The organism is Longimicrobium sp. (assembly GCF_036554565.1).
Lineage (GTDB): Bacteria > Gemmatimonadota > Gemmatimonadetes > Longimicrobiales > Longimicrobiaceae > Longimicrobium.
The window spans coordinates 1-6,182 of sequence record NZ_DATBNB010000129.1; the positions used below are offsets into that span (position 1 = coordinate 1).

The 6,182-nt window shown below is 70.2% G+C and carries 6 protein-coding genes; 2 read left to right on the plus strand and 4 right to left on the minus strand.

The features are described from left to right. From VIB55_RS03410 to otsB, 4 genes are all read right to left on the minus strand, one after another. Positions 1 to 759 (minus strand): S1 RNA-binding domain-containing protein (locus VIB55_RS03410; protein ID WP_331875263.1); only part of this gene is annotated, 759 nt, incomplete at its 3' end. A gap of 104 nt (positions 760 to 863) precedes the next feature. Continuing rightward, positions 864 to 1,583, minus strand: coding sequence for a (d)CMP kinase (cmk, locus tag VIB55_RS03415; protein ID WP_331875264.1), 720 nt, complete (start codon positions 1,581 to 1,583; stop codon positions 864 to 866). A 503-nt stretch (positions 1,584 to 2,086) separates the two neighbouring features. Continuing rightward, the gene (gene aroA / locus VIB55_RS03420) at positions 2,087 to 3,388 is read right to left on the minus strand and encodes a 3-phosphoshikimate 1-carboxyvinyltransferase (RefSeq protein WP_331875265.1); all 1,302 of its coding nucleotides are present in this window, start codon (positions 3,386 to 3,388) and stop codon (positions 2,087 to 2,089) included. Between the two features lie 152 nt (positions 3,389 to 3,540). After that, positions 3,541 to 4,308, minus strand: coding sequence for a trehalose-phosphatase (gene otsB, locus VIB55_RS03425; protein WP_331875266.1), 768 nt, complete (start codon positions 4,306 to 4,308; stop codon positions 3,541 to 3,543). A gap of 208 nt (positions 4,309 to 4,516) precedes the next feature. Here otsB and hisIE point away from each other — a divergent pair, with 208 nt between their 5' ends. Both hisIE and VIB55_RS03435 read left to right on the plus strand, forming a co-directional pair. After that, positions 4,517 to 5,200, plus strand: a complete 684-nt coding sequence (hisIE, locus tag VIB55_RS03430; RefSeq protein WP_331875267.1) for a bifunctional phosphoribosyl-AMP cyclohydrolase/phosphoribosyl-ATP diphosphatase HisIE — start codon at positions 4,517 to 4,519, stop codon at positions 5,198 to 5,200. 388 nt (positions 5,201 to 5,588) lie between these two features. Then, the coding region (locus tag VIB55_RS03435) for a DUF6174 domain-containing protein (RefSeq protein WP_331875268.1) at positions 5,589 to 6,182 on the plus strand (594 nt) is incomplete at its 3' end.

A 6,182-nucleotide genomic window follows, 5' to 3' on the forward strand; every position in this document is an offset into this window, starting at 1 on the left:
CTTGACGATGCCCACGCGCTGCTGGCCTACCTCGAGCTCCTTCTTCAGCTTGTCGCGCTTGATCTCGCGGTCGGCTTCCAGGAGCACGCGGCGCGACACCACGATGTTGCGGCGGCGCTTGTTGAGCTTGATGATCTTGAACTCGTACGTCTCGCCGATCAGGTCCTCGATGTTCGGAACCCGGCGCAGCGCGATCTGCGAGCCCGGCAGGAACGCGTCGACGCCCATCAGGTCGACGGTGACGCCGCCCTTGATCTTGCGTGTGAGCATGCCGGCTACGGCGGTGCCGTTCTCGTACGCCACGCGGATCTGCTCCCACACGCGCAGGAAGTCGGCCTTCTTCTTGGAAAGGACGACCACGCCGTCCTCGTCCTCGAGGTTCTCGAGGAAGACCTCGACCTCGTCGCCGATCTGCAGCGAGTCCGGGTCCTTGAACTCGTCGCGGGTAACCGCGCCCTCGCTCTTGAAGCCCAGGTCCAGGATCACCGCCTTGTCGGTGATGCGGAGGATCCGGGCCTTGACGATCTCACCCTCTTCGATGTTGCTGAGGGTGGGCTCGTACATGTCGAGCATCGCCTCGTACTCTTCGGACGTGTACTCGTCTTCGTCGAAGAGGTCGGGGCGAATGCCGAGCGAACGCGCGCGCTCGGCGATCTGCTCGATGGTAAGCTCATTGCCCGGGCGCCAGGGCTCGCGGGCGACGGCGACGCCGCCCTCGTCCTCGCCGGACAAGAAGTCTGCTGCGGTGATGTCGGACATGTGGTGTGGATCTCCCGTAACTCCCGCCGGCGGGATGGGTGCCGGCGGTGGGTTTGAGGGTGAGCGGCTGAGGGCCTGAAAAAATGCCCGGGAAACGGAGAAAGTTACGCCACTTCTCCGTTCGGGTCAACCCCGCCCCGCTCGCGCGCAAGCTCCACGATGCGCTGCACCTGCTGCTCCAGCGTCAGGTGCGTGGTGTCGATGACCACCGCGTCTTCGGCCTGCCGCAGCGGCGCGGCGGCGCGGTTGCTGTCCAGCTCGTCGCGCCCCTGCAGCCGCGCGGCTTCCACCCGCACGTGCTGCTCGGACAGGTCCGCCTCGCCCTGCTCCATCAGCCGGCGCCGGGCGCGCTCCTCGGCGTCGGCGATCAGGTACGCCTTGAGCTCGGCTTCGGGAAACACCACGGTGCCGATGTCGCGCCCGTCGGCCACCAGCCCGCCGCGCGCGCCGGATTCGCGCAGGGCGTCCATCAGCCACTCGCGCACGGTGGGGACGGCGGCCATCCGCGAAACGTGCTCGTTCACGCGCGGAGTCCGGATCTCGGCGCTCACGTCGCGTCCGCCGACCATCATCACGTAGCCGCGCTCGCCGGGAACGCCGTGCACGTCCAGCCGGTCCAGCTCGTCGCCCGAGAGCGTTTCCCAGCGGTCGGCGTCGATGCCGGCCTGCAGGGCGGCATAGGTGATGGCGCGGTAGAAGGCGCCCGAGTCCAGGTGCCGGTAGCCCAGCCGCTCGGCGACGGCCTTGGCGGTGGAGCTCTTGCCGGAGCCCGCGGGGCCGTCCAGCGCGATGATGATCCCGTCGGGGCGTCTGTTTTCGGTCATGCGCGTCATGCGAAGAGGCGTAACTTCATGCCGGATGAGGCTGGATCGCCGCACGCCGCGGCGCCCCCCATCCCCAGCCCTTCCCCGCAAACTGCGCGGGGGAAGGGAGAACTTTGTCATCCTGAGGCGCAGGCGCACCCAACCGGCCTGTAACTCACTCCTCGCGCGCCGAAGGATCCAGCCTGCGCCACTTCTCGGCCCGGGCGCGGCAGCGAGCACCCAAGCCCGAGACGCGTCCGCCGGAGGGCCCCTCCCCCGGCCCCTCCTCCGGCAAACTGCGCCGGGAGAGGGGAGAATTTCGGTCGGGGTTCGACTGGGTACCTCGCATGCCGCGGCAGCCCCCTCCCCCCGGCCCCCGTCCCCCGCTTCGCAGGGGAGGGGGAGACCTGCACACGGCCTGGGCGCGCCACCAGGCTTAACTCACACCGCGGCAAGCCAGTCCGCGCAGGCGGACTTCGTGTGGTTGTTGCAGCGAATTCATTCGCCCGTGCTGGGCCGGGCACTCAATGGGCCGAGTGCCCCGTCACCCTGTCCAGCAACTCCCAGAACCCCGGGAAGCTCACGTCCACGACGGCGCGGTCGTCGATCTCGATCGCATTCTCCGGGCGGGCCCCCAGCACCCCGAACGCCATCGCGATCCGGTGGTCGTCGAACGATCGCACCGCGCCCGAGAGCGGCCGGTCCGTTCCGCGAACGACCAGCCCGTCCTCCAGCTCCTCCGCATCCACCCCCAGCGCGCGCAGGTTGCCGGCCACCGCGGCGATGCGGTCCGTCTCCTTTACCCGCAGCTCGCCGGCGCCCGTGATCCGCGTCTCCCCCTCCGCGCAGGCCGCCAGCACCGCGAGCATGGGAATCTCGTCGATGGCGGCCGGCACCTCTTTCCCGCCTACGTCGATCCCCCGCAGCCGCGCCGGGCGGACGACGAGGTCCGCGACCAGCTCGCCGCCCTCCTCACGTTGGTTCTCCCGCGCGACGCGGGCACCCATGCGCGCGACGAGCTCGAAGAACCCCGTCCGCGTGGGGTTCACGCAGACGTCCCGGATGCGCAGCTCGCCCTCGTCCGCCAGCAGGGCGAGGGCGACGAGGAACGCGGCGGACGACGGGTCGCCGGGCACGGACAGGTCCAGCTGCGGCAGCGCGCGTCCGCTGGGCGTCAGGCTCACGTGCACCGCGCCGTCCGCCACGCTAGTCTGCACGAACTCGCCCAGCGCCCGCAGCATGCGCTCAGTGTGGTCGCGCGAGAGGATGGGCTCGGTGACGGAGACGGGCACGCCCGCGCCCAGGCCGGCCAGCAGGACCGCGCTCTTGATCTGCGCGCTGGCCTTTGGCGATGCGTAGTGCAGCGGGCGAAGGTCCCCGCCGCCGACTTCGATGGGCAGGGTGCCGGCTCCGCCCAACTCCTGAAATCGCGCGCCCATCCGCTCGAGCGGGGCGGTGATGCGGCGCATCGGGCGGTTGCGCAGCGACTCGTCGCCCGTGAGCGTCGCGTTGAACGGGCGCGAGGCGAGAAGCCCCATCATCAGCCGCGCCGTCGTTCCGCTGTTGCCGCAGTCCAGCCACTCGCGCGGCTCCGCCCACGCGCCGATCCCCCGTCCCACGACGCGGATCTCGGAGCCGTCCGCCGGCGGGGCGGGAACGTCCACGCCCAGCGCGTGCAGCACGGACGCGGTACTCCGGCAGTCCGCGCCCGGCAGCAGGCCGCGCAGGCGGCTTTCGCCGTCCGCCACGGCGCTGAACATAAGCGCGCGGTGCGTCATGGACTTGTCGCCCGGAACGGTGACGTCGCCGGACACGTGCAGCTTCATCGAGGCTCGCTCGTCAGGATTGCGTTCAGGGCCGCCAACCTACCCATCCGCCGCGCGCCATCGCAACGCCTGCGCCGCGAACGAAACCATCGCGTGTCTCATTGCTTGAAGCGGTCCAATCAATTCGGATCGAGCGCCCCAGCCGACAGGCATCACCGGCCGGCGGCGAGCGCCTCGAACAACTCGCCCACCTCCGCCGGGTCGCGCAGGTACGAGCGCGCGGCACTCTCGGCGGGGAGCGGATCGGCGATGAGCACGCCCTCTGCGGAGGCGCCCCAGCTTGCCAGCGCGCGGAACGCATCCTCGTCGGTGCGGTCGTCGCCCAGGTACAGCACGGGCGCTCCTTCCGGCGGGCGCATCTGGTCCAGGAGAAAGAGCACGGCGCGGCCCTTGTCCCACTCCACGCGGGGCCGCACCTCCAGCACCATCTTCCCCTCCGTCACCTGGAGCCCCGGCCGCCCGTCCGCCGCGCCATGGACGGCGTTCCGCACCTCCGCCTCGCGCTCTGCCGCCTGGCGGTAGTGGATGCTCAGCGTCAGCCCCTTGTCTTCGACGAACGCGCCGTCGATCGCCCCCAGCACGTAGCCGATCTCCCGCGCCACCACTTCCAGTTCGGGACGCGCGGCGGCGGCTTCGGGATGGATGCGGTGCAGCCCCGCGCCCTCGATCTCCATCCCGTGGTTCCCCGCGTAGGCGATCCCCGGAATGGCCGCGCGCTCCCTCACGTCAGCCAGCCCCCGCCCGCTGACGACCGCGACCGTCACGCCGGGCAGCGCCATCAGAGAATCGAGCGCGCGCCGGGTACGCCTGGGAATTTCGGCCATCTCCGGACGCGCCACGATGGGCGCCAGCGTTCCGTCGAAATCCAGCAGCAGCACCAGTTGGCCGCTACGAGTCCACGCATCGCGCCAGGCCGGCACACGTTCCAGGGCATGTTGCATGTAACGAAGTGCGAAAGTGCGAGAGTGCGAAAGTGCGAAAGTCGCGGGCGAGACGCGTGCCGCTTCCGGTGGGCTCCTGTTCTCGATCCCCTATTCCAATGATTCCCATCACTCCCATTCCCTATTCCCTGCCCCCACCCTACCTTCCCGCGCTCTCGGACGACGACAACCAGCACGCGCCCACGCAATGCCCCGGACGGACCAGATCACCTTCGACGAGCGCGGCCTGGTGCCCGTCGTCGCGCAGGACGCGCGCACGGGCGAGGTGCTGATGCTCGCGTGGGCCAACGCCGAAGCGCTGCAGCTCACCCACAGCACCGGCCGCGCCCACTACTGGAGCCGGTCGCGCAAGTCGCTGTGGGCCAAGGGCGAAACCAGCGGCCACGTGCAGGAAGTGGAAGACGTGCGAATGGACTGCGACGGCGACGCCGTGCTCTACCGCGTGCGGCAGACAGGCCCCGCCTGCCACACCGGCGAGCGCAGCTGCTTCCATCGCGGGATCGACGGCGAGGCGGTGGGCGAAGGGGCGGACGCGCGCCACATGCTGGACCGGCTGGACGAGATCATCGCCGCGCGCGAGCAGGAGCGCCCCGAGGGCTCGTACACCACCTACCTGTTCGCCGCGGGGATCGACAAGGTGCTCAAGAAGGTGGGCGAAGAGGCCACGGAAACGGTGATCGCCGCCAAGAACGGCGACAACGCCGAGCTCCGCAGCGAATCCGCCGACCTGCTCTTTCACCTGATGGTGCTGTGGCGCGCCCGCGGCCTGGACGCAGGCGCGGTGTGGGGCGAGCTGGAGCGCCGCTTCGGGCAGGCGCCGCGCCCCGGCAGCACCGCGGCGCGCGCCAGCCGGTCGGCGGACGGCACCTGACGGCCAGGCACGTGCCTGAAGCCGCTGCAGATTGCATCGGAGCAGCGGGACGAGCTCCGCCCTTCCGCATCCGCTGGCGCGATCCCGGCGTCCCGGACGCGCTGGTGACCTTCCGCGTGTCGAATGGCGCCGCGAGCAGCGTAGGCCTGCGCCGCTTCTCGCCACGGGCTCATTTCCGCTATGATAGCCAGGACCTGCATCTCCGGCCTGCGCCCTGACCCCGGCCGGAGCCGTCAGCCGCCTCAACCCGAGCCTCGTGATTCCTTTGCCGAAACTGCTGATTCCTACCCTTGTCCTGCTCCTGGCGGCGGTCCCGGGGGCGACCCTGGCCCAGTCCGCGGATACGCTCCAGGGCCACGCTACGCTGTCAGGGCGCATCTTCGATCTGATGACCGGCCTTCCAGTACCGGCGGGCCGGATCGCCGTGGACCCGATTCCCGGGATCGAAGGCCAGGAAGTGCGCTTCATATCGGCCGACACCACCGGGCGTTTCACCGCGGAGCTTCCGGCCGGAGCCTACATGGTCCGAGGCATGGCCTCCGCGGACCTGGGCATCTCGGATGGATTGGTCCGGCTGGGCGCCGCGGATTCGGTGGTCATGAACCTGTATCTCCCGCCTGCGTCGTTCGACGCCGCGGATCGACGAGCCAGGTTGCTGGAGATGCGGCAGCGCCGCGACCAGTGGGTGCGCGAGCGGCCGACGGCCTATCGGTTCGACGTCGCCGAGGCCCGGTTCCGCATATCCGACGGGCCGTGGACCCTGGCCGTCACCCCCACGGGTAGTGTGGTCCTGAACGCGCCGGAGGGCGGGTCGCCGCCGAAGGACGCGACCAGCATCGACAGCGTGTTCGCGTGGCTGGCGCGTCAGTTCCGCGACCCGTCGCTGACGGTGGTGGCCAGCTACGATCCGGTACTGGGATATCCGGTGAGTATCCATACCGACGGGGGCCGCGAGCTGGACGCCTGGTACCACCTGAAGATC

What these genes read in the sequence shown, in the direction of transcription:
- aroA (WP_331875265.1), bottom strand. Translation starts at nt 3,388, where the DNA reads ATGAAGCTGCACGTGTCCGGCGACGTCACCGTTCCGGGCGACAAGTCC.
- hisIE (WP_331875267.1), top strand. Translation starts at nt 4,517, where the DNA reads ATGCCCCGGACGGACCAGATCACCTTCGACGAGCGCGGCCTGGTGCCC.
- cmk (WP_331875264.1), bottom strand. Translation starts at nt 1,583, where the DNA reads ATGACCGAAAACAGACGCCCCGACGGGATCATCATCGCGCTGGACGGC.